This is a genomic window from Acidobacteriota bacterium (assembly GCA_039030395.1).
In the GTDB taxonomy this organism is placed as follows: Bacteria; Acidobacteriota; Thermoanaerobaculia; order Multivoradales; family JBCCEF01; genus JBCCEF01.
In genome coordinates this window covers 48,251-72,197 of record JBCCEF010000018.1, presented here as the reverse complement: position 1 = coordinate 72,197, position 23,947 = coordinate 48,251, and the positions used below count along the sequence as shown (strand labels likewise).

Here is a 23,947-nt window from a genome sequence, read left to right as displayed (position 1 = left end):
CCCGCGCCGGCGGACGAATCCCCGTCCGCCGGTGGCGAAACCATGGAACAGAGCCGCGACCGCGGCGAGATGCGGCGCCGGGCGGCAGCGCGAAGACGGACTCGAGCGTTCGCCCCGGTGCCGGCAGGGGGAGGTCGGTCATGAGAGGCGAGAACCGTGCCGAAGGAGATCTTTTCGGCGTCGCCATTGTCGGCATGGCGGGGCGCTTTCCGGGCGCGCCGGATCTGGGCGCATTTTGGCGCAATCTGCGCAGCGGCGTCGAGTCCATCCGCTTTTTCGATGACGACGAGCTGCGCGCCGCCGGGGTGCCTGAGGAGCTGATCGAGCACCCGCGCTACGTCAAGGCGGGCAGCGTGCTCGAAGACATTGACCAGTTCGATGCCCGCTTCTTCGGCTACGGACCCGGCGAAGCGGCGCTGATCGACCCGCAGCAGCGCCTGCTGCTCGAAACCGCTTGGTGGGCGCTGGAGAACGCCGGCTACGACGCCAAGGCCTTCGACGGCCCGATCGGTGTGTTCGCCGGCTCGACCCTCAGCTCGTACCTCTTGCACCTCGCCCTGAATGGGGGCCCTGGTGGGGGCGGGCTCGTGAGTTCTGCCTCTGCCGGCCCGGCCTTCATGGGCAACTCGCCGGATTTTCTCGCCACCCGGGTGGCCTACAAACTCGACCTTCAGGGGCCGGCATACTCGGTACACACCGCTTGCTCGACCTCGCTGGTGGCGGTGCATCTGGCCTGCCAAGCGCTGCTCGCCTACGAGACCGATATCGCCCTCGCCGGCGGCGTTTCGGTGCGGGTGCCGCACGACGCCGGCTACCTCTCCGAGGAGAGCGGCATCACTTCGCCGGATGGTCATACCCGGCCCTTCGACGCTGCCGGCCGCGGCACGGTTTTCGGCAACGGCGTCGGCATGGTGGTGCTGCGGCGGCTGGAGGACGCTCTGGCCGACGGCGACCGGGTGCTGGCGGTGATCCGCGGCTCGGCGACCAACAACGACGGCTCCGTCAAGGTCGGCTTCACGGCGCCTTCCCTGGGGGCGCAGGCGCGGGTGATCGCCGAGGCCCTGGCGGCGGCGGACGTCGATCCGGCGACGGTCTCCTATGTCGAGGCCCACGGCACCGGCACCGAGCTGGGCGACCCCATTGAAGTCGCCGCCCTGAGCCGCGCCTTCGGCGAGGCCCGAGACCGCTCCGTGCCGTGCGCCCTCGGCTCCGTCAAGTCGAACATCGGCCACCTGGACGCCGCCGCCGGCGTCTCCGGCTTGATCAAAACAGTGCTGATGCTCCGCCACCGGGAAATCCCGCCGAGCCTGCACTTCGAAACGCCCAACCCGAAGATCGACTTCGCCGGCAGCCCCTTCGAGGTGGCGACGGAGCGGCGCCCCTGGACCTCCAGCGACGGTCCGCTGCGCGCCGGGGTGAGTTCCTTCGGCTTCGGCGGCACCAACGTCCACCTGGTGCTGGAGGAGGCGCCGGCGCCGGAACCTCGCCCAGTCCAGGAGCAGGAACAGCTCTGGTTGCTCTCGGCGCGAACGGAAACGGCCCTGGCGACATCGGCGGAGCGCCTCGCGGAGCACCTCCTGGCGCGCGAAGACCTCGACCCGAACGGCGCCGCCTTCACCCTGCAGGTCGGCCGCCGGGCGCTGGCCGAACGGCGAGCGGTGGTCGCCACCGGGCGCGAGGAAGCGGCCGCCGCGCTGCGCGCGGGGCAAGGGCATACCTTCCGCTGCGACCGCGACGACCCGCCGGTGGTGTTTCTGTTCTCCGGCCAGGGTTCCCAGTACGCCGGTATGGGCCGGGAGCTGTACGAGTCCGAGCCGGTCTATCGCCGGTGGATCGACCGGGCGGCGGAGGCCTTCGCCGCGGGCGATTCCGGCGACGGCGCGCCCTTCGACCTCGAGGCGATCCTCGGCGAGGCGGACGACGAGGTTCTGCGCCGCACGGCCAACGCCCAGCCGGCGCTGTTCGCCGTCGAGCACGCCTTGGCGCGGCTGTGGATGAGCTGGGGCATTCGCCCGGCGGCGGTGCTCGGCCACTCCATTGGCGAGATCGCCGCGGCGGTGATCGCCGGCCATCTGCCGTTCGAAGGAGCGGCCCGGATGGTGGTGGAGCGCGGCCGGGCGATGGAGGCCTGCGAGTCCGGTGCGATGCTCGCCGTCGCCCTGGCCGAGGGGGCGGTGGCGGAGCGCCTGGCCGGCACGGCACTCGAGATCGCCGCCGTCAACGGTCCGGCGGCGGTGGTGGTGAGCGGGCCGGACGATGAAATCGCCGCCTTCGCCGCCGCGCTCGCCGGCGAACGGATCGACATCCGTCCGCTCCACACGTCCCATGCCTTCCACAGCCGTTCGATGGAGCCGGCGGCGGAGGCGCTGCGCAGCTTCCTCGCCTTGCAGGATCTGGCAGTCCCCGAGGGCGAGAGGGTGCCCCTCGTTTCGAACCTTTCCGGCGGTTGGATCTCTGCCGAAGAACTTGCTGCGGCGGATTACTGGGCGCGGCAGATTCGCCGGCCGGTGCGCTTCGGGGCGGGACTGGAGACGGCCCTGGCGGAACACGACGGGGTGCTGCTGGAGGTCGGCCCGGGCAACGCCCTCGGTGCCCTCGCCCGGCGCCATCCGACGGTTCGCGGAGCGGCCGGCGGCGAGCGGCCGGTCCTTTCATCCCTGCGCCACGCCCGGCGGAGCGAGAGTGACCGGTCCGTGATGCTCACCAGTCTGGGGCGGCTGTGGGGCGCCGGATGTCGGCCGAACTGGAAGGCGGTTCATGGCGGCGACTCGCGCCGGGTGGCGCTGCCGGGATACCCCTTCGAAAGGCAGAGCTACTGGGTGGGAGGCAGCGCCTCCGTCGCCACCGCGGGCGAGCGGGTGTCGGAACCTTCGATCGCCCACCAGCGGCCGGATCTGGGTCGCGCCTTCGCCGTGCCGGAGACGCCGACGGAGGAGACCCTGGCGGAGCTGTGGGGAGAGCTTCTGGGCGTCAGCGGTGTCGGGCGCTATGACGATTTTTTTGAACTTGGAGGCGACTCGCTGATCGCCACTCGCATGTTGGCGAGGGTGCAGGACCGGCTAGGCACCGCCATCCCCCTCGATCATCTGTTCGCCAGCCCGACCGTCGCCGGCCTGGCGGCGCAACTGCCGGAGAGCTCCGAGCCGGAAGCCGCGGTGACCATTCCGCGGGTTGATCGGAGCGCGGACCTGCCCCTCTCCTTTGCTCAGCAGAGCTTGTGGTTTCTTGCCCACTTCGATCGCACCGGCGGCGCCTACAACCTGCCCGGAGCGTTGCGCCTGCGCGGTCCCCTCGACGCGGATCGACTGGTCCAGGCGCTGGCGGCGGCGGTGGAGCGCCACGAATCTCTGCGTACCCGGTTCGTCGGTGAAGAAGGCCGGGCGCGGCAGGAGATCTTGCCCCAAGCCACCCTTCCCCTCCGCCGCATCGACCTGGCGGGCGCTGAGGGCGGTGAGGACGACCCGCTGGACCGGGCGCTGGCGCTGGCAGCGGAAGACGCTCGGCAGCCCTTCGACCTCAGCCGGGCACCCCTGGGACGGGCGCTGCTGATTCGCCTGGCAGCGGAAGATCATCTGTTCCAGCTCACCCTCCACCACATCATTTCCGACGGTTGGTCGTGGAACGTGCTGCGCCGGGAACTGGCCGCCTTCATGACCGGCGATCCGGAGCCGTTGCCGCCGCTGCCGGTGCACTACGTCGACTATGCCGCCTGGCAACGCGGAGCCGGCGAGGCCGACAAGGAGATGGCCTTCTGGCGTCAGCGGTTGAGCCCGCTGCCCCCGGTGTTGGACCTGCCGACGGACCGACCGCGTCCAGACGAACCGAGCTTTCGAGGGGAAACCCTGACCTTCGGGCTGGCCCCGGCCACCGTCGACGCCCTCGAAGGAGCGGCTCGGAAACAGGGCGCAACCCTCTTCATGGCGCTGCTGGCGGTCTTTGAGGTGATGCTGGCGCGGCTCAGCGGTCAGCACGCTTTCGCCGTCGGAAGTCCGGTGGCCAATCGCCAGCGCTCAGAACTCGAAGGGATCGTGGGGTTCTTCGTCAACTCGTTGGTCCTGCGGGCGGAGTTGTCCGACGATCCTTCCTTCGATCAACTGCTGACGCGGGTGCGGGACGATGCCCTCGAGGCCTATGCCCACCAGGGGGCGCCCTTCGATCGGCTGGTGGACGATTTGGTGGGGGAGCGTTCCCTCGCCCACACGCCGATCTTCCAGGTGATGTTCGGGCTGCACAATACGCCGCCGGCGGGGCGCGTTCCGGGCTTCGAAGTGGAGGTTCTGGAACCCGAAACGGGAACTGCCAAGTTCGATCTTACGGTGGGACTGCTGGCGGGACCGGACGGACTCTTCGGATCCTACGAGTACAGCACAGATCTGTTCGATCGCTCGTCGGCCGAGCGTCTTCTGGCGGAATGGCTGCATTTGATCGATGAAGTTCTCGCAGGCCCTGACGTGGCCTTCAGCGAGCTGTCTTCGATGACCCGGGCCGAGTTCCTGCAGGTGGTTTCCGACTCGAATTCGACAGACCTGTTCTGGCAGCGCACTCTGGCCGGTGCCGCGCAGGCTTTGGAGCTGCCCTGGGACCGTCCTCGAGGGGCTCAAAGCGGTGCCGCGAGCCGTATTGCCGGCGAGCTGGAAGTGCACTTGACGCCGGCCGTCGCAAGGGATCTGCGGCGCTTCGCCGACGAGCGGGAGGCGTCCCTGTTCACCGTCCTCGTGGCGGCCTTTTCCGCCCTGCTCGGACGCTATTCCGGACGTAACGACCTGCTCCTGGGATTCCTCGACGCCCAGAGCCATCGGGCTGAGCCGGAAGCTCCGACCGGGTCTCTCGTCCACCCGCTGGCCCTGCGCGTCGAATTCAGCGGCGCTCTTGCGTTCGCTGAATTGGTGGAGCGGGTCCGGGAGACCGCCCGCGCCGCCTACCAACACCGGGACGTGCCCTTCGACCGTTTGCTGGAGCTGATCGACCCGCAGAATGAGCTAGACCGCGCGGCGCCTTTCCAGGTGCTGGTGGCGACACGACCGTCCTCACCGCGGGAGCCGCTGTCGGAAGGTCATCGCTTCCCCGTCGGCGACCTGGCTCTGGAGGTCCGCCCGAACGACGCGGCGCGGCGCGATGACGATGCCGTGTCGCTGGCCTTCCGGTACTCCAAGGAGTTGTTCGACCGTTCGACCGTCGAGCGCCTCGGGGGGCATCTCGCGCAGCTTCTGACGACCGCCCTGGAGGACCCATCGCTGCCCTTGTCCCGCTTGCCGATTCTCGAGCCGGCGGAGCGCCGGGAACTGATCGCGGCGGACCGTCCGCGATGCCTCGACAGCGGCTCGGATACCGGCTCCTATGCCGGCGATGCCGCGTTGCACGAGCTGTTCGCGCAGTGCGCCAGCCAAACTCCGGACGCCATCGCTCTGACCTGGGGCAGCGAGGTGATGTCCTACGGTCGCCTGGCGGAGCGAGCGGAGCGCCTGGCTCATCGGTTGCTGGCCGTCGGCGTTCGCCCCGGGGATCGGGTGGGGCTGTCCTTGGAACGGGGACTCGACTTGCCCGTGGCCATCTTGGCGATTCTTCGTGCCGGCGCCGCCTATGTGCCGCTGGATCCAACCTACCCCGCGGACCGCCTCGCCTTCATCGTCAGCGATTCCTCCTTGGTGGCGGTGGTCGTCGTCGGGGAAGAGGCGGGGGCCTGGTTGCGGGACGAGCACGGGGATCTGCCGGTCATCGATCTCGCGACGCCCTTCAGCGAGCAAGAGCTGGCGGGGGTGAAGGAGCTTCCGCCCGGCGACCCCGATCGGCTGGCCTATGTCATTTACACCTCCGGCTCCACGGGACGGCCGAAGGGGGTGGGGGTGTCGCACCGTGCCGTGGTGCGCCTGCTGGAGACCAACTGGCCGGACTTTGCCTTCGACGCGGTGGACGTTTGGACTCTCTTCCACTCCTATGCGTTCGACTTTTCCGTCTGGGAGCTGTGGGGCGCTTTGACCTACGGCGGGCGTTTGGTGGTGGTGCCCTATTGGACGAGCCGCCAGCCGCGGGAGTTCGCCCGCCTGCTGTACGAGGAGCAGGTCACGATACTCAACCAGACTCCTTCGGCCTTCTTGCCGCTCATTCCAGAGGTCATCGCCCGGCGGGAGGAGTGGGGCGTGGCCCCCGCCCTGCGCGATGTGATCTTCGGCGGGGAGACCCTCGGAGTGCCCTTGATGAAGCCGTGGGCGGAGTGCTTCGGCCTGGAGCGGCCTCGGTTGGTCAATATGTACGGCATCACTGAAACCACGGTGGTCGTGACCAGCCGCCCGCTGGTGCCGGCGGATCTCGAGATCGGTCACCGTAGCCCTATCGGCTTCGCCCAGCGAGATCTGTCCCTGACGGTGGTGGACCGCTGGGAAGACCTGGCACCGATCGGAGTGGCCGGTGAACTGCGGGTGGGGGGGCCGGCACTGGCCTGGGGCTACCTCGGTCGCCCGGCGCTGACCGCCGAGCGCTTTGTACCGGACCCGTATAGCACTCATCCCGGCGCTCGTCTCTACCGCAGCGGTGATCTGGTCCGGAGGCTGCCCGACGGCGATCTCGACTATCTCAGCCGGATGGATCAACAGGTCAAGATTCGGGGCTTCCGCATCGAGCTGGGCGAGATCGAGGCGGCGCTGGCGGCGCATCCCTCGGTTCGCGAAGCGGCCGTGATCGCTCATCAGCCGGAGGATGGCGGGTCAACCCGACTGGTCGCCTATGTGACCTACCGGGACGCGCCAGTGGATGAAGATGAGCTGCTCGGGCACCTCGCGGAGAGCTTGCCGGAGCACATGATTCCGGCGGTCTACGTCGCCCTCGACACCCTGCCGCTGACCCCCAACGGAAAGCTCGACCGCAAGGCTCTACCGGAGCCCGAAGGGCCGCGGAGTGAAGGCGCGGGAGGTGTCTTGGAGACCTCGGCGGAGGTCCATATGGCCGAGATTTGGAGTGAGGTCCTGGGAGTGGAGAAGATCGGCCCCCGGGACAACTTCTTCTCCCTCGGCGGCGATTCCATCACCAGCCTGCAGGTCGTGGCCCGTGCCGCCGCGGCGGGGCTGCGACTCGACGTGCGTTCGATCTTCCGGCATCCCACTCTGGCGGCGCTGGCCGCCGCCGCCGATACGGCTCCCGATGGGGACTCCGGACGGCATGCGGAACAGGGCGCGGTGGTGGGCGAGTACCCCCTCTCTCCGATCCAGCGATGGTTCTTCGAAACCGCCACGGCGGATCCACAGCACTGGAACCAATCCCTGATCTTGGATGTCCACGAGGCTCTCGACATCACCGTCCTGGGCGCCGCTTGGGCCGATCTGGTGGCGCATCACGATGGGCTCCGGGCCCGTTTCGAACAGGGGCAGGAGGGGTGGTCAGTACGCATCGTGGCCTCTGCGAATCCTCCCCAGATCGCCGTATTCGAGCTCGAGTCACCGGCGGCGGACGGCTATCGGGTAGGACTGCAGGCGGTGCAGGAGAGCCTGGACCTCGTCTCGGGCCCACTGGTTGGGGTCGGTCTCTTCCGCTTCGGCGACGGTTCCGAACGGCTCCTTCTCACCGCTCACCATCTGGTGGTCGACGGTTATTCCTGGCGCGTCTTGCTAGAGGATCTGACGACCGCCTATGCGGCGCGTCTGCGGGGCGAGGAACCGATCCTGCCGCCGAAGACCACTTCCTTCCTCGAATGGAGCCGCCGGGTAGAACGGCAGTTCGACACTTCTGCCGAAGACGGTCTGTGGCGCGATCGGGAACTCGCCGAGGAACCGTATCCGGCGGACTTTCCGGCAGGTGACCGACTCGAAGCTTCGACGGTCCGAGAAGTCTGGGAGCTCTCTGAGGAAGCTACACTCGCCTTGCTCGATACGTTGACTCGGGTGACTCGGGCGGGCATCGACGAACTTCTGGTGGCCACCCTGGTCGCCGCCTTCCAACAGGCTCAAGGGAAGGTCGAGGGGAACGGCGCCGGCAACACGATGGCGTCCGAAAGGATGCGCATCGACGTCGAAGGGCACGGCCGCGATCTGCCCGTCGACGGGGTCGATCTCTCCCGCACCGTGGGTTGGTTCACCGCTCTCCACCCCCTCGACTTCGACTACCTTGAGAGCGGCGATACCCTCGACGTCCTTCGGCGGGTCAAGCAGGGGCTGCGACAGGCTGCGGCCGAAGGGAGCGGACCGGGCTGGTGGACGGCGGCGGGAAAGGCCGCCGCCGGCTCGGTGCTATTCAACTATCTCGGTCGTCTCGACGGACTCCTGCCGGAGGAGGGTCCCTTCAGTCCGACATCCGGCGATACGGGCCCCGTGCGCTCGCCACGGGAAGAGCGGCGGTACGCCTTCGAGGTGGATGCTGCCGTCTTCGACGGCCGTCTGCGGTTGACCTGGAACTACAGTTCTAGTCGGTACCGCGCGGAGACCGTGCGTGCGCTGGGCGATGAGATGGTCAGTCGGTTGCAGGCTTGGGTCGCCGAGCCGCCGCAGGTGCCTTGCCTAGTTCCGGCGGACTTCCCCTTGGCGGGTCTGTCCGCTGATGACTTGGACCGTGTTCTCGAGCGGCGGATCACGCCGCTCGATCTCTACCCGCTGACGCCGGTTCAGGAGGGCATGCTCTTCCACACTCTCTACCAGGCTGGAGAGAGCGGAAACGAGGGTGTTTTCGTGGAGCAACTGACCTGTGAGTTGGCCGGCGTCCTCGATCTCGGCCGCTTCCAAGAGGCTTGGAGCGCGGTGCAGGAGCGCCATCCGGCCCTCGCGACCTCTTTCCTGTGGCAGGGCCTCGACGAGCCGCTGCAGGTGGTCACGGAACCGCACCCTGCTGAAGTCGTGGTGCTCGAAGGGGAGGACGAAAACGCCTTCCTGGCGGCGGATCGCCGGCGGGGACTTGATCTCACCCAGTCGCCGCTCCAGCGCTGGACTCTCCTGCGGCGCGCCGATGATTCTTTCCTCTTCGTGTGGACCTTCCACCATCTGATCCTCGACGGCTGGTCCGCTGCCCGGGTTTTGGCGGAGGTCCTGGAAGTCTACGGCGGCGGAGCGGTGGAGAAGCTGCCGCCGGTGGCACCCTTCCGCGGTTATCTCGCATGGCTGGCGGAGCGAGACGGTGGGCGCGATGGGGAAGCGTCGTCGGACTTTTGGCGGCAGGAGCTCGCAGGTCTCCAGGCGCCGACGCCCCTCGGGATCGACCGCACCGCCCTCCAGGGCCGCAAAGGTGCGGGTCGCGGGCTCGCCGAGATCATCCTGCCTTCGGAGCTGGCCGGAGATCTCGCCCTCGCCGCCCGTCGCCACCAGTTGACCCTCGCCACCTTGCTGCAGGCCGCCTGGGCGCGACTGCTCAGCGCCTACTCGGGACAGCGGGAGGTGGTGTTCGGTGCCACCGTCGCCGGTCGCCCGGCGGATCTGCCGGGGGTGGAATCGATGGTCGGTCTGTTCATCAACTCGCTGCCGGTGCGACTGGAGGTACCGGCGACGGGCAACATCGTCGACTGGTTGACCGCCGTTCAAGAGCGCGCCGTCGCCCGCCGGCCCCACGAACACATCGCCCTCGGCCGGGTGCAGAGCCTGAGCGGCCTGCCGGCCGGCGAACCGCTCTACGAGAGCCTGTTGGTGATCGAGAACTATCCCTTCGACGACTCCCTGCGAGAGGCCGGCGGCCTCGCCCTCGGCGCGCCGCGCTTCCTGGAGCAGACCAACGAACCGCTGGCCCTGATGGCGACTCCCGGCGAGGAGTTCATTCTGCGCTTGGCCTGGGATCGCGCGCGCATTCCGGACGATGCGGGCCGTCGGGTACTCGATCACTTGCGGCAAGTACTCGAGGGCCTGGTGGACGCCCTCGCCGGTAACGAAACGGAAAGTGCCGCCGAGAACGACGCCGTTCGCCCGATCGATCTCGACCTGCTCTCCTCCGACGAGCGCCACCGCATGCTCGTCGAATGGAACGCCCTGGCGGGCGAAGGGTATGACGCCAGCGGGTTGCTGCAGGATCGTGCCGAATACTGGGCGCGGGAGACTCCCGATGAGATCGCCGTGGTGGGCGATGGCGAGACGATGACCTACGGCGCCCTCGACCGGTTGGCGAATCGTCTCGCCTGGCGCTTGCGGGACCTCGGCGTCGGGCCGGACGTGGCGGTGGGTGTCTCGATGGAGCGCACGCCGCGTCTGGTGGCAGCCCTGCACGGCATCCTCAAGGCAGGCGGTGCCTACCTGCCCCTCGATCCGGCCTATCCGGCGGAGCGCAAGGCGACGATGATGGCGCAGGCCGAAGCGCCGGTGCTGGTCACCGAACGCTCTTTGGCAGGCAGCTTGGAAGGGCCACAGAACGTCCTGATCGAAGAACTCACGGAGTCCGACACCGGCGAGGCCGTAACCCCTTTCCCCTGCCCGGCGACCAGCGAGAATCTGGCCTACGTCATCTACACCTCCGGTTCCACGGGTCGCCCGAAGGGCGTGATGATCCCGCACCGCGGCGTGGTCAACCGCCTGGCCTATGCGCCGTGGGTAGGTCACCTGCGCCCCGGCGACCGATATATCCACAAGGCATCCCTGGGCTTCGACGTGTCGGTGTTGGAGATTTTCCTGCCGCTCTACGCCGGCGGGCGGGTGGTGATGGCCCGTCCCGGCGGCCACCGAGAGCCCGCCTACCTGGCGGAGGTGATGCGGCGCGAAGGGGTCCATCAGGGAATCTTCACCCCGTCGCTGCTGCGGTTGCTGCTGGACGAAGAGGACTTTGCCGGCTGCGACACCCTGCACAGCGTCGTGTCCGGCGCCGAGGCCCTGCCCCCGGAGTTGGTGGAGCGCTTCTACGAACGCACCGGGGCGGTGCTCTCCAACCGCTACGGACCGACGGAGGCCTCCATCGCCGCATCCTCCTGGGACTGCGAGCCGGGGGCCGAGGAGATTCGGGTGCCGATCGGCCGGCCGATCGCCCGGGCGCTGCTCTACGTAGTGGACCGTCAACTGCGGCCGCTGCCGCCGGGGGTGCCGGGAGAACTGGTGATCGGCGGTCCGGGGCTGGCGCGGGGCTACCTGGCGCGGCCGGGCCTGACCGCCGAACTGTTCGTGCCCAACCCCTTCCCGGTGCCGGACTCCGCCGGCGGCGAACGCCTGTACCTCACCGGCGACCGGGTGAGCATTCGGGCCGACGGCGCCATCGAGTTCCTCGGCCGCCTCGACCACCAGGTCAAGATTCGCGGCCACCGGGTAGAACCCGGGGAGATCGAAGTGGCTCTGGAAGACCTCGATGCGGTCCGCCGGGCGGTGGTGATCGATCGTCGCGATGCCGCCGGAACCGTGCGTCTGGTGGCCTATCTGGAGGGCGAGGGGGCGGAGCCGATGGCGGAAGAGCTGCGCCAGGCTCTCGACCAGCGGCTGCCGGACTACATGGTGCCGGCAGCCTTTGTGGTGCTCGGCGCGCTGCCCCTCAACAACAACGGCAAGGTCGATCGCTCCAAGCTGCCGGACCCGTCCTTCGACCGCGCCGACTCCGGCCGCTCCTACGTGGCGCCGGCGACGCCGGCGGAGCAAGCGCTGGCGTCGGTGATGGAGGAGGTTCTTGGGGCCGAGCGGGTCGGCGTTGAGGACGACTTTTTCGAATTGGGCGGCGATTCGATCCTGTCGATCCGGGTGGTGTCCAAGGCGCGGCAGGTGGGCTACGAGCTGAACGTGCGGCAGATTTTCGAGGAGCGTACCGTCCGCCGGCTGTCTGGGGTGGCCGGCGAAGCGGCGCCGGAGGCGCGGGCGGAACAGGGGCCGGTCACCGGCGAGGCGCCCTTGACGCCGGTGATGGCGCGCTTCTTCGAGCGGCCGATGCCCAACCCCCAGTGGTTCAACCAGGCGCTGCTCCTCGATCTGCGCGAGGCGGTGCCGCCGGACCACCTGCGCCGTGCCCTTGCCGCCCTGGTCGAGCACCACGATGCCCTCCGCTTGCGCTACGAGCGGTCCGATGGGGAGGGGCGGCAGTGGTTCGGTCCGGTGGACGAGGCGGCACTGGCCTTCGTAACCGTCGATCTCGGCGACGTTGCCGATGAAGCCGCCAACCGGCGCATCGCGGAACACTGCGCGGCGGCCCAGGGCGGCCTCGATCTCGCCGCCGGTCCCCTGGTATCGGCGGTCTACTTCACGCCGCAGGGCGGACGGCCGGCGCGCCTGCTGCTGGCCGTTCACCACCTCGCCATCGACGGCTTCTCCTGGCGGGTTTTGGCGGAGGATCTCGAAACCGCCTGCCGCCAGCTCGCGAAGGGCGAGGATCTGCGCCTGCCCCTCAAGACCACCTCCTTCAAGGCCTGGGCGGAAGCACTCCACGCCGCGGCGATCGGCGGCGCCTTCGACGATGAGCGGGACTACTGGTGCCAGCAGGTGGCGGACGCCCCCGGCGCGGAAGCGGGCAGCGAAGCGACCGGCTGGGGACGCGTCGGCGAGGCCGAGCAGGTGGAACTCCGGCTCTCCGCCACCGACACCGCCGCCCTCGTCGAAGAGGTACCGAAGGCCTACGACACCGGCGTCGACCACGCGGTGCTGGCGGCCATCGGTGGCGTGTTGCAGGGTGATCGGCCGGAACCGCTGCGGGTGGCCCTCGAAGGCCACGGCCGCGACGCCCTAGCCCAGGTCCGGAGGGAACTCGACGTCTCTCGCACCGTCGGTTGGTTCACCACCATCTTCCCGGTCACCTTCGATCTATCCGGTGCCGATGGCCCCTTGGACCGACTGGTGCGGGTGAAGGAGACCCTGCGCCGGGTGCCCACCGGCGGCGCCGGCTACGGCGCGCTGCGCTACCTGGCGGGCGACCGAGACGGGGAGAACGAGCTGGCGGTGGCGCCGGCGCCGGTGCTGTTCAACTATCTCGGCCGGGTAGTGGCCGAGGGGTCCCTGCTGGCACCCTCCGGCGAGGATCCCGGCCCGACCCGCGACCCGGCCGGTTCGCGGCGCCACGACCTGGACCTCGATGCGGTGATCGAGGGCGATGAGCTGGTGATGCGCTGGCGGTTCCACCCGGAGCACCGCTCCGAGGCGGAGGTCCGCGCCCTGGCCGAGGCGGCTCGCGCCGACCTGCGCGCGATGATCGAAGCCTGCCGCGCCCCGGATGTCGGCGGTTACACACCGTCGGATTTCCTGGACGTGGAGCTCGACCAAGAAAGCCTGGATTCGATCCTGGCCCAGGTGGACGGCGGGACCGAGGATCCCGGAGGCGAACGATGAAGCGCCGCGGCATCGAAGCGATCGGTTACCTTTCGCCGGTGCAGCACGGCATGCTGCTGCACAGTCTGGAGGCGTCCGGAGCGGGGGTCTACATCGGGCAGACGAGCTGGCTGCTCGCAGGAGACCTCGACGTTGCGGCCTTCGATGGAGCCTGGGCGACGGTGGTGGAGCGCCACGCCGTGCTGCGCACGGCTTTCCTGTGGGAAAACCTCGACGAGCCGGTGCAGGTGGTCCACGAGAAAGTGCGGCTGCCCCTGGTGCACGAGGACTGGAGCGAGCTGCCGGCGGGGGAGCAGGAGGAACGCTTCGAGGCGTTGCTGGAGGCCGACCGGCACCGTTCCTTCGACCTCAAGAAGCCGCCGCTGATGCGGCTGATCCTGATCCGCCTGGCGGACACCCGCTTCCAGCTCCTGTGGACCAGCCACCACGTTCTACTCGACGGTTGGTCCAAAGCGTTGGTGCTCGGCGAGGTGGTGGCCGCCTACGAGGCGAAGACTGCCGGCGGTACCTTCCAGGCCCCGCGCCCACGCCCCTACCTCGACTACATCCGCTGGCTGCGGCAGCAGGACCTGGCGGCGCTGGAATCCTTCTGGCGGGACCGCCTGGCGGGCTACGACGAGCCGGTGCGGCTGGCCGAGAGCGCCCTCGCCGCGCGTACTCCCAAGGCGCCGGCGATGTTCGTCGACCAAGAGCTGGGCGAGGAGGAAACGGCCGCCCTGGAGCGCTTCGCCGCCGATCGCGGGGTCACCCTCGCTACCCTCACCCAGGCCGCCTGGGCGCTGGTGCTGCGGCGCTTCGGCGGGGTGGACGACGTGGTGTTCGGGTCCGTCATTTCCGGCCGGCCGCCGGAGATTCCCGGGATCGAGGGCATGGTCGGGTTGTTCATCAATACCCTGCCGCTGCGCCTGACGATGGCGGCGGAAGAGACCCTGGAAGGGGTGGTGCGGCAAGCGGCGGCGGAGCAGCTCCAGCTCTTGGAGGTTCAGCACAGCCCGCTGTTCGAGGTGTTCCGCTGGTCCGAGGTGGCCGCCGGCGAGGCGCTGTTCGACAGCATTCTGGTGTTCGAAAACTATCCCGTCGACCCCGACGCGGAGCGCGAGCGCGCCCTGGCCGTGGGGGAGCCGCGGGTCAACTCCACCACCAACTATCCGCTGACGGTGACCGTCGCGCCGGGAGAGCGCCTTGGCCTGGAGATCCAATTCGACGCCCGGCGCTTCGACCGCTGCGACGTGGAGCGTTGGCTGGAGCACTTCGGTCGCCTGCTGCGGGAGATCGCGGCGCAGCCGGAGCGTCCCTTGGCGGCCCTGGAGAGTCTGGCCGGAGAAGAGCGTCGGCAGGTGCTGGTGGAGTGGAACGCCACCGCCCGCCAGTATCCGTCGGCGACCTTGCCGGAACTGTTGCGCCGCCGGGGCGACGAGTGGCCCGATCGCGTGGCCCTGGTGATGGGCGAAGCGCACCTCACCTTCGGCGAACTCCTGCGCTGCGGACGTCGCCTCGCCGGCCACCTGCGAGCCGCCGGTGTCGGTCCGGAGACGGGGGTCGCCATCGGCCTGGAGCGTGGGCCGGAGATGCTGATCTCCCTGCTGGCGGTGATGGAAGCCGGCGGTTGGTATCTGCCCCTCGACCCGGCCCTGCCGGAGGAGCGCCGGCGTTTCATCTTCGAGGACTCCGGGGCGAGGCTGCTCCTGGGCAGCCGCCGGCAGGCCGGTCGCCTGCGCGCCACCTATGGTGAGGAGGTGGCCCTGTTCGCTGTCGAGGACGGTCTTGAGCACGAAAGCCCGGACGTCGCGCCGCCGGTCGAAAAGGCGCTGGAGATTCTCGGGCCGGAGCTGGCCGCCTACACCCTCTACACTTCCGGCTCGACGGGCCGGCCGAAGGGCGTGCAGGTGGCCCACCGGGCGCTGGTCAATTTCCTGGCGTCGATGGCGCGGGAGCCCGGCCTCACCGCCGGCGACACGCTGGTGGCGGTGACCACCCTGTCCTTCGACATCGCCGGCCTGGAGCTGTACCTGCCGCTCCTCACCGGCGCCCGGCTGGTGCTGGCGAGCCGCGCCGAGGCGAGCGACGGCGAGCGCTTGGGAGCCCTGCTGGAACACCATCGGGCGACGGTGATGCAGGCGACACCGGCCACCTGGCGCTTGCTCCTCGATACCCACTGGCAGGAAGCCGGCAATGGCCTCCGCCCGACGGCCGCCTTCAAAGTGCTGAGCGGCGGCGAGGCGCTGCCGCGGGAACTCGCCGACCGGCTGCTGACGGTCACCCCGGAGGTGTGGAACCTCTACGGTCCGACGGAGACCACCATCTGGTCGACGGTGGAGCGGGTGAAAGCCGGCGGCGGCGCCGTGTCCATCGGCCGGCCGATCGACAACACCGCCATCTTCCTGTTCGATCGCGGCGGCCGTCCGGGAGCCGTCGGCGTACCCGGCCGGCTGACCATCGGCGGCGACGGCCTGGCGCGCGGCTACCTGCACCGGCCCGCTCTGACAGCGAAGACGTTCGCGCCGGATCCCCTCGCCGGCAGGGCCGGCGGCGGCCCGGCCGGCGGCCGCCTCTACGACACCGGAGATCTGGCGCGCTACCGGCCCGACGGACGTCTCGATTTCCTCGGCCGCGGCGACTTCCAGGTCAAGATCCGCGGCTTTCGGATCGAACTCGGAGAGATCGAGGAGGCGCTGGCGAGGCACCCGGCGGTCGGTCAGGCGGTGGTGGTGGCGCGCGACGACCTGGCACCGGCCGGCGACGCGCGGTTGATCGCCTACCTGGTGGCGGAGGGCGCCGGAGACGAGGCGGCGCCTTCGCCGGACGACCTGTGGACTCACCTCGCCGAGCACCTGCCGGAGTACATGGTGCCGGCTCACTTCGTCGCACTCGACGCCCTGCCCTTGACCCCCAACGGCAAGGTCGACCGCAAAGCCCTGATGCGTTTGGACCTACCCGCCGATGCCCTGGCCGGCGAGGCGGAAGAGCCGCCGGCGACGGCGATGGAAGAGCAGGTGGCGGCGGTCTGGCGCGCGGTCCTGGGAATCGAACAGGTGGGCGCCCGGGACAGTTTCTTCCGCCTCGGCGGCCATTCTCTGCTCGCCACCCAGGTGGCGACCCGCCTGGCCCGTGCCCTCGGCCGGCCGGTGCCGCTGGAAACGGTGTTCGCCGCGCCGACGGTGCGAGAGCTGGCGAGCCGGCTGGAAGAGGCCTTCGGCGCCGGCGGCGAGAGTGTTGAGAAAGCGCCGGAGGACGCGCCGGCGGCGGTCGAGGATTCCCTGGCGTCCTTCCTGGCGGCCGAGCGAGAGGCCGATGGCGACGGCGATGGCTATGGGCCGCTGTCCTTCGCCCAGCGGCGCCTGTGGTTCATCGACCAGCTCGATCCTGGCGCCCCGACCTACAACATCATCATCGGCGCCCGCCTCGCCGGCCGCCTCGACGTATCGGTGCTGCGGGCCGCCGTCGGCGAGATTCAGCGACGCCACGAGGTGCTGCGGACGGTCTTCGAAGAGCATACCGGCGAGGCGGTGCAGCGGGTGCTGCCGGCGGCCGAGGCGCGGCTGGCGATGATCGATTTGACGGCTCTGCCGGAGGTCCGACGCGGGGTCGAGGCGCGGCGCCTCGGCGAGCGGGACGCCGGCATCGGCTTCGATCTCGCCCGCGGACCGCTGGTGCGCGTCCGGCTGGTGCGCCTGGCGCCGGAGAGCCACGAGCTGATGGCGACGATGCACCACATCGTCTCGGACGGTTGGTCGACGGGCCTGTTCGTGCAGGAGCTTTCGGCCCTCTACGACGCCTTCGCCGGCCGGCGGCCTTCGCCGCTGCTGCCGCTGCCGCTGCAGTTCGTGGATTACGCCCGCTGGCAGCGGCAGCGCCTCGCCGGCGCCACCGGTGAGCGCCTGGCGGACTACTGGCGGCAGGCCTTGGCCGGCGCGCCGCAATCGTTGGAACTGCCGTGGGACCGGCCGCGCTCCGCCGGCCAGGGTTCCAAGGCCCGCGGCGACAATTTGCGGGCGCCGCAGCCGGCCGCCTCGGTGCGGGATCTCCGGGCCTTCGCCGCCGGCCGGGAGGCGACGCCCTTCATGGTGTTGGTCGCCGTTCTCGCAGCGCTCCTGGCGCGCTACGCCGGCCGGGACGACCTCCTCCTGGGCACCCCCGTCGCCAACCGCAATCAGGTGGAGACGGAAGGGCTGATCGGCTACTTCGTCAATATGCTGGTGCTGCGGGTACAGCTCACCGGCGGCACCTCCTTCGAGGATCTGGTGACCTCCGTCCGCCGGCGGGCCCTGGGCGCCTACGAGCACCAGGACCTGCCCTTCGACCGGGTGGTGGAGCTGGTCGAGACGGAGCGGGAGCTCTCCCACGAGACCCTCTTCCAGGTGGTGGTGGCCGGCCAGAACATGCCGCGGGGCGAGTTCGCCCTGCCGGGCCTGACGCTCGAGCCGATCGACGAGGCCCATCCCATCGCCAAGTTCGACCTCTCCCTTTACCTGCTCGAAGACGAGGCCGACGCCGATCGCCTCGAGCTGCTCTACAACTACCCGACGGCGCTGTTTGACAACACCACCATCGAGCGCTTGGCGGGACACTTCCGGAACCTGTTGACGGCGGCCCTGGCGGAGCCCGGCCGCGCCCTCGAAGAGCTGCCGATCCTCGCCCCGGAGGAGCGCCGGGCACTCGTCGCCGCCGGCCGCGTCCGGGCGACCTTTTCCGGCGAGCCGGCGCTGCACGAACTGTTCGTGCAGCGGGCCGCCGCGGCGCCGGACTCCATCGCCGTGACCTGGCGGGACGAGGCCCTGACCTACGGCTCCCTGGCGGTGGAGGCGAACCGCCTGGCGCAGCGCCTTCAGGCGGTGGGAGTCGGCCCCGGCGACCGGGTGGGATTGGCGGTGGAGCGCGGCCTGGATTTGCCCCTGGCGGTGCTCGGCATCCTGCGCGCCGGCGCCGCCTATGTGCCCCTCGACCCGTCCTACCCGACGGAGCGCCTGGCGTTCATCTTGGAAGACTCGGCGCCCTCGGCGCTGATCGTCGACGGTGAGGTTGAGGGCGACTGGCTACCGCGCGGCGATGAGCCCGGGGCGCCGCCGGTGATCGATCTGGCGGTCCCGGTCAGCGCCGACGAAGAGGCCGCCAACGGGCGCCTACGGCCGCCGGCCGGCGACCCGGAGCGCCTGGCCTACATCATCTACACCTCCGGCTCGACGGGCCGGCCGAAGGCCGTGGGTGTGTCCCACCGCAGCGTCGTGCGCCTGTTCCAGGGGACGGAGCAGGACTTCGCCTTCGGGGCGGACGATGTGTGGACCCTGTTCCACTCCTACGCCTTCGATTTCTCCGTCTGGGAGCTGTGGGGGGCGCTCGCCTACGGCGGCCGCCTGGTGGTGGTGCCCTACTGGACCAGCCGTGAGCCGGCGGAATTCGCCGAGCTGCTCTCCGACGAACGGGTGACGGTGCTCAACCAGACCCCGTCGGCCTTCCTGCAGCTCATCCCGGCGGTGCTCGACGGGGACCAGTACTCCGATCTCGCCCTCTCCGAGGTGATCTTCGGCGGCGAGGCGCTCGACCCTTCGTCGCTCGAATCTTGGGTCGAGCAGTTCGGCATGGAACGACCCCGCCTGGTCAACATGTACGGCATCACCGAGACGACGGTGCACGTCACCTACCGGCCGCTGGAGGCGAAGGACCTCGACGCCGGGCACCGCAGCCCCGTTGGCGTACCGCTGCGGGATCTTTCGCTAGCGGTGGTGGACCGCTGGGGCGATCCGGCGCCCCTCGGCGTCGCCGGGGAGCTGCGGGTGGGCGGCGCGGGCCTGGCTTGGGGCTATCTCGGCCGGCCGGCGCTGACCGCCGAGCGTTTCGTGCCGGATCCCGCGGGTACCGTTTCGGGGGCCCGCCTCTACCGGAGCGGCGACCTCGCCCGGCGCCTGCCGGGCGACGAGATCGACTACCTGGGCCGGATGGACAGCCAGGTGCAGCTACGGGGCTTTCGGGTGGAGCTGGGGGAGATCGAAGCGGTGCTTGCCGAGCACCCGGGGGTGCGCCGGTCGGTGGTGCTGGTGGAGGAGTCCGGCAGCGCCCAGAACCTCGTCGCCTACTGGGTGCCGGTGGATGCGGAGGACCTTCCCGCCGCCGCGGAGCTACGCGCAGAGGCCGGTCGCCGCCTGCCGGACTACATGGTGCCGGGGCGTCTGGTGGCGGTGCCGGAGATCCCCTTGACCGCCAACGGCAAGGCGGATCGCGCTGCCCTCGCCCGCCTAAAGCCGCTGCAAGACGACGGTGACGAGCGACCCTTCACGGCGCCGCGCAACGCCGTCGAGGAACGCCTGGCGGCGATCTGGACGGAAGTGCTGGAGATCGAGCGGGTCGGCGTTGACGACGACTTTTTCGAACTCGGCGGCCACTCGCTGACGGCCACCCGGTTGCTGGCCCGGGTGCGGGAGTCCTTCCCGTCGGAGATCTCCCTCAGGGTGCTGTTCCAGGGACCGACGGTGGCCGCCCTGGCGAATCATCTGGCCGCCGTGCCGGGAATAGAGGGCGTCGACGCCTCGCCGGTCGCCGCTCCGCCGCCGATTCCCGAACGGGCGCCGGAGGCGGTGCTGCCGCTGTCCTTCGCGCAGCAGCGGCTGTGGTTCCTCGATCAGCTCGAGCCCGGGCGGGCGACCTACAACCTGGCGGTAGTGCTGGAGCTGGAGGGGCGTCTCGACCGCCGGGCCCTGGCCGCCGCCTGCGCCGCCATCGGCGAACGCCACGAGGTGCTCCGCACCCGCTACGTGGCCGGCGCCGACGGCCCGGTGCAAACGGTGGAGCCGGCGGCAGACCTGCCGCTGCCGTGGATCGATCTGTCGGCCTTGCCGGAGGAACGGCGCTCCGCCCAGCAGGCGATTCTCTTGGCGGCGGAAACCCGGCGCCCCTTCGATCTGGCGGCCGGACCGGTCGTGCGCCTGGTCGGCCTCCGCTTGGCGCCGGATTCCCACCGTCTCGCCCTGACCCTCCATCACATCGCCGGTGACGGCTGGTCGATGGGGGTGCTGGTCAAAGAGCTGTCGGCTCTCTACCAGGCGGCTCGCGCGGAGCGGCCGGCGGCGGCAGTGACTCCGCAACTGCCGCGGCCGGTGCAGTACGGCGATTTCACCCTCTGGCAGCAAGGCTGGCTGCGCGGCGAGGTGCTCGAAGATCAGCTCCGCTGGTGGTCGGACCGCCTCGGTGGACTGCCGCCGGTCCTCGACCTGCCGGCGGACCACCGGCGGACCTCCACTCCGAGCGCCGAGGGGAGCACCGTCTTCACCCGCTTGCCGGCGGCGACCTGGGCGGCCGTCGAGGCTTTTGGCCGGGAGCGTGGGGCCACCTCCTTCATGGTGCTGCTGGCGGCCTACCAAGGGTTGCTCCACCGGCTGACCGGCGAACGTCAGATCGTGGTCGGCAGCCCGGTGGCGAACCGCTCCCATTCGCGCCTCGAAGACTCCGTCGGCTTCTTCGTCAACACTTTGCCGTTGCCGGCGGAAGTGGCGGGCGACGCCTCCTTCGAACAACTGCTCGAACAGGTGCGCGACACCACCCTCGGCGCCTTTTCGCATCAGGACTTGCCTTTCGAGCGCCTGGTCGAGGCCCTGGCGCCGGAGCGCGATCTGGGCCACGAGGCCCTTTCCCAGACGGTCTTCGTGCTGCAGAACGCCCCCGGTGGCGCCCTCGAACTGCCGGACCTCGAGATCACCGTCCAGGAGCCGCTCCTCGGCGTTGCCAAGTTCGATCTGACCCTGCAGGGGGTCGAGGACGAGGACGGTCTGTCGTTGGCCCTCAACTATGCCACCGACCTGTTCGAGAAGCAGTCCGCCGAGGCGCTGCTCGAACGCTACGTGCGCCTCCTCACCGGAGTACTCGCCGCGCCGCGGCTTCCCCTGGCGGATCACGACCTGCTCTCCGGCGATGAACGGCGCTGGCTGTTCGAGGACTGGGGGGTGGGCGATGAACCGCCTTCGCCAGCCACCTTCGATGCCCTCTTCGGCGCCACCGCGGCGCGCATGCCGGACGCCATCGCCCTCGCCTGGGACGGCGGTGCCGTGACCTACGGCGGCCTCGCCGAGCGCGCCGACCACCTGGCTTCGGCGCTCCTTGCATCCGGGGTCAAAGCGGGAGATGTCGTCGGCACCTGCTTCCACCGCTCGCCCGATTCGGCCGTCGCCATCGTCGCTCTGCACCGCATTGGCGCCTGCTGGATGCCCCTCGATCCGGAGTACCCGCAGGATCGCCTGGCGACGATGATCGACGATGCCAAAGCCGTGCGCGTTCTGGTCCATCGGGGCCTCGAAGACCGGATCCCAGCGGACTCCTCGGTCGACGTTTCGGCGTTCGAGGAGATGTTCGACGGCAAGCCGTCGGCGGTGGATATCCCCGGCTCCAGCCTTGTCGACCGGGCCTACATCATCTTCACCTCCGGTTCGACCGGCCGCCCCAAGGGCGTGGCCGTGTCCCACCGCGGCGTGGCGGCGCTCTCCGGCATGAGCCGGCGCCCCTTCGGTTTCGACCTCGATGCCCGGGTTCTGCAGTTCGCTTCGCCGTCCTTCGATGCATCGGTGGTGGAGCAGCTCCCGACCCTCGCCAACGGCGGCACGGTGGTGTTTGCGGACCGCGAGGCGCTGATGCCGGGACTGGACCTCGTCAAGCTGTTGGAACGCCAGGCGGTGACCGCCGCGGTGCTGCCCCCTTCGGCGCTGGCGGCGATGCCGCTGATCTCCGGGGAGCGGACTCTGCCGGCCCTCTCCCACCTCACCGTCGCCGGCGAAGCGTGCCCGCCGGAGCTGGCTCGCCGCTGGGCGCGCGGCCGTATCTTCGTCAATGGCTACGGGCCGACGGAGGCGACAGTGTGTGTATCGAACGGCATCTTCGATCCGCAGGATGAGGGCCTCACCCTCGGCCGGCCGATCTTCGGTTGCCGGCTCTACGTGGTCGATACCGCCGGCCGGCCGGTGCCGCCGGGTTCGCCGGGCGAACTGTTGGCCTCTGCCGAGGGCCTGGCGGACGGCTACCTCGGCCAGCCGGCGCGCACCGCCGCCGCCTTTGTGCCAGACCCCTGGTCGGAGGTCCCCGGCGGCCGCCTGTACCGCAGTGGCGACCTAGTGCGCTTCCTCGCCGCCGGCCCCAAGCGCGGCGAGCTGGAGTTCCTCGGCCGCATCGACCACCAGGTCAAGGTGCGAGGCTTCCGCATCGAGCTGGGGGAGATCGAGGCGCGGCTGCAGGCCCATTCGGCGGTGAAGCTGGCCGCCGCCGTCGCCGCCGGCGAGGGGCTGCACAAACGGCTGGTCGCCTACTGGGTGGCGGAGCCGGGCCCGGCGGCGCCGGAGACCGGCGCCTTGAAGGCCTGGCTACAGGAGACCCTGCCGGATTTCATGCTGCCGGCGGTATTTGTGGAGCTGGACACCATGCCGCTGTCGGCCAGCGGCAAGGTCGATCGCCGTGCCCTGCCCGAGGCGCCGGCATTCGATGGTGCCGGCGCAGACTCCGGCGAGGCACCGCGCACGCCGTTGGAAGAGCTGCTGGCGGGTCTGTGGGCGGAAACCCTGCACCTCGATGCGGTGGGCGCCGAGGGTGGCTTCTTCGACCTCGGCGGCCATTCGCTGCTGGCGACGCAGCTCATGACCCGGCTGCGCGACTCCCTGGGCGTGGATCTGCCGCTGCGCACCCTGTTCGAGGCACCGACGCCGCGGGCGATGGCCGCCGCCGTCGAGCAGGCGCGCGGCGGGGTGGAGATTCCGCCGATCACCGCGGTCGCCGGCGACACCGACCTGGTGCTCTCCTATTCGCAGCTCCGCCAGTGGCTGCTGGTGCAGCTCGATCCGGAAACCTCCGTCTACAACATTCCGTCGGCGGTGCGCTTCACCGGACCGCTGGAACCGGCGGTACTCGCCGCCACCCTCGGCGAGATACGCCATCGCCACGAGTCCCTGCGCACGGTCTTCCGGCAGCATCGCGGTGAGCCCTATCAGCACATCCTGCCGCCGGCCGAGGAATGGCGCGACGAGATCGCCGCCCTGCCGCTGCTCGACCTTTCGACGCTGCCGGAAGAGCAGCGGACGGTCGAGGCCAACCGGCTGCGCAAAGCCGAAAGCAAGCGCACCTTCGATCTCGCAAACGGTCCCCTCCTGCGCACCACCTTGCTGCGCCTGACGGCGGTGGATCACGTGCTCTTGGTCACCTTGCACCACATCGTCGGCGACGGCTGGTCCCTGGGGGTGTTTACCCACGAACTCGGTGTGCTGTTCGAGGCCTTCGCGCAGCGCCAGCCTTCGCCGCTGCCGGCGCTGCCGTTGCGCTATGCGGATTACGCCGCCTGGCAGCGCCGCTGGCTCGCCGGCGAAGTGCTCGAAGGCCAGGTCGACTACTGGCGCGGCCGCCTCGGCGACGGCGGCACGGTGCTCCAGCTTCCGACCGACCGGCCGCGCCCGGCGGTGCAGACCCACCGCGGTGGCGAGGTGACCTTCCGGCTCCCGGAAGCCGTCGGCGCCGGCCTGGCGGCCCATGCCCGGACCAGCGGATCCACCCTCTTCATGGTGCTGCTGGCGGCCTTCAAGGTGCTGCTGGCGCGCTGGGCGCGGCAGGACGATCTGGCCGTCGGCTCCTATGTCGCCAATCGGCGCTGGCGGGAGATCGAAGCCCTGGTGGGCTTCTTCGTCAACACCCTGGTGTTCCGCACGGACCTGTCCGGCAACCCGGCCTTCGACGAGATTCTGGGCCGCGTCCGGGAGACCACTCTCGGTGCCTACGAACACCAGGACGTGCCCTTCGAGACCCTT

At 70.0% G+C, this 23,947-nt stretch carries 3 protein-coding genes (2 of these 3 cut by a window edge); all 3 read left to right on the top strand.

What is annotated here, in order from left to right; genetic code table 11:
• Tightly spaced (each overlapping or abutting the next), the 3 genes in view from AAF481_15475 to AAF481_15465 form a layout consistent with a single transcriptional unit that may run on beyond the window.
• A protein-coding gene (locus tag AAF481_15475; GenBank protein ID MEM7482576.1) for an amino acid adenylation domain-containing protein crosses the window boundary here: on the top strand, positions 1-144 show its 3' portion. It extends 9,759 nt beyond the left edge of the window; 144 of the gene's 9,903 nt are visible here — the last part of the coding sequence; its start codon lies beyond the left edge, outside the window; it ends in the stop codon at positions 142-144.
• Positions 141-13,184: an amino acid adenylation domain-containing protein gene (locus AAF481_15470; protein ID MEM7482575.1), complete on the top strand. Its 13,044-nt coding sequence runs from the start codon at positions 141-143 to the stop codon at positions 13,182-13,184. The genes AAF481_15475 and AAF481_15470 overlap by 4 nt, the downstream gene beginning before the upstream one ends.
• Positions 13,181-23,947, top strand: the beginning of a protein-coding gene (locus AAF481_15465; protein MEM7482574.1) for a non-ribosomal peptide synthase/polyketide synthase. It continues 43,692 nt past the right edge of the window; only the first 10,767 of its 54,459 coding nucleotides appear in the window; it begins with the start codon at positions 13,181-13,183; its stop codon lies beyond the right edge, outside the window. Before AAF481_15470 ends, AAF481_15465 begins: the two co-directional genes overlap by 4 nt.